We start from the raw sequence: 1,777 nt of genomic DNA on the forward strand, positions 1-1,777 counted from the left end.
ACTACGAGTCTGGCGATATTGGCTATGACTTCGTGGCAGAAGGCCGCACCATCCTGCGTGAGCGTCAGGCTTACACTGGTGATGGCATGAGCTACTACCTCAACGACCGTACTTATCAGGTAATGGCATCTGATCTGGCTTCACGTGAAGACCTGTCTGGCCGTCCTGAGACTGCCTACGGTACTGCGGGTATCGGCAAGCGGGTTGCAGGCTTTGACCTGTTTGAAGCCAGCTATCTGGGCAGCGTCCCGGCTCAACTTAACGCCACCACTGGCGCGGTTGCCACTGACGTTGTTGAGATTCCGCAGGGCTTCATCGACCTGGGTAACGATGTTGTTCAAAACGTCGACTACCGTGTGGGCTCTGTTGATCTGGGCGTAGGCGAAGGCGCTAACTTCCAAGTGGGTGACGTGATCACCTTCGCTGGTGTGAACAGCCTGAGCGTAATGGATAAGAAAGACACGAATGAGCTGATGACCTTTCGCGTAGTAGCGAAGGCCACAGACACTCTGACCATCTATCCTAAGCCCATCGCAGCAGACCAGACCGGCATCACCACTGACCAAGCAGCTTATGCCAACATCTCTACGCAGATCGTTGCCACAACTGTTGTGAGCAAGGTGAACGTGAACGGTGGCCGCGCTAACAGCTTCTGGGCCAACGACTCAATCTCCATTGTCAACGGTGATGCACCGCTTGATATGCTGAACGAGTTCGACGGCATGAAGGTTGTGAGCGAGACCCTGGATTCAGGTGTGCGGCTTTACATGGCATATGATGCCAGTCTGCCGACTCTGAACTGCCGAGTCAGATTATTCACATGGTATGGCCTTGTGAACCGCGATCCTAGCAGGAATGGCAACGGAATTTACGTTCCAGTCTAATCGGTAACTAGGTGATAACTACGGCCCCTCTTCGGAGGGGCTTTTTAATGCTTGCCATTTAGCGGTATAATGAAACCACTAAAGGAGCGGGCCATGTTTGACGAATCGTTTAGCTTACTGGTCGAGGACATTGAGCCCATCAAAGAGATGCTTTCTGGTGGCGAGCCGGTTCAGATCAACATTAACGACTATCTCTATATTGTCCTTGCGATTGACGAAGAGGCAAGCGAGATTGAGCTAGAGCCCATAGGCTTCCCACCGACTTATCACTGAGGATTCCATGAAGACACTGTATACCACGAATCCAGATAAACACTGTTACGAGGTTGAGCCAGGAATCTATGGCCGTCCTTGTCACACCACCGAGCAGCCTAAGCTCCGAAAGCTGGGCTGGTCACATAACCTTAACTCACTGCGAGGTGCTACCGATGGCATACGGCAAGATGAAGAAGAAGGGCAAGAAGAAGTCGAAGTAACTGATTATGAGGTGTGGGCTCTTGCCTATGAAGCGAAGTTTGGCAAGAAGCCCCATCACAAAGCCAAGGCCGAAACCTTGCGCCAGAAGGTAGAAGAGTCTGATGACTAAAGCTGAACTAGCTAACCGCATTCTAACCGCTATCGGCGTCAATGCCCGTACCAGTCAGGCAACGCAGGAAGAGGTTCAGGACACGCTGAAGATGGCAGAGGACTGGCTGCTATCCAACAACGCCATTGGCCGTAGGATTGGCTACATCGTATCTGACGGCCTGCCTAACCCCAATGAAGAAACCGGCCTGCCTGACTGGGCGACCTTGGGCGTGGTTTACTCTGTCGCTGAGATGGCTTGCACCTACTTTGAAAAGCAGTACACCCCCAGCATGCAACGCATTGCGGCTCAGGGTATGCAGACTATC

General features: G+C 52.6%; 4 protein-coding genes. All 4 read left to right on the top strand.

Going from position 1 to position 1,777, the window contains the following annotated elements:
* On the top strand, nucleotides 1-884 hold an 884-nt coding region (locus V6D20_03200; protein ID HEY9814800.1), incomplete at its 5' end, for a P22 phage major capsid protein family protein.
* Between the two features lie 93 nt (nucleotides 885-977).
* Entirely contained in the window at nucleotides 978-1,157 is a 180-nt protein-coding gene (locus V6D20_03205; protein ID HEY9814801.1) for a hypothetical protein, read from the top strand.
* Between the two features lie 7 nt (nucleotides 1,158-1,164).
* Nucleotides 1,165-1,470 carry a hypothetical protein gene (locus tag V6D20_03210; protein HEY9814802.1) on the top strand — a complete coding sequence of 102 codons (306 nt, stop codon included), beginning with the start codon at nucleotides 1,165-1,167 and terminating at the stop codon, nucleotides 1,468-1,470.
* Nucleotides 1,463-1,777: hypothetical protein (locus tag V6D20_03215; GenBank protein ID HEY9814803.1), on the top strand; the 315-nt coding region annotated here is incomplete at its 3' end. The genes V6D20_03210 and V6D20_03215, both read left to right, overlap by 8 nt.

This window comes from Candidatus Obscuribacterales bacterium (assembly GCA_036703605.1).
GTDB lineage: Bacteria > Cyanobacteriota > Cyanobacteriia > RECH01 > RECH01 > RECH01.

Excerpts from the sequence above, each read along its gene's own strand:
- V6D20_03210 (HEY9814802.1), top strand. The coding sequence starts at position 1,165 with ATGAAGACACTGTATACCACGAATCCAGATAAACACTGTTACGAGGTT.
- V6D20_03205 (HEY9814801.1), top strand. The coding sequence starts at position 978 with ATGTTTGACGAATCGTTTAGCTTACTGGTCGAGGACATTGAGCCCATC.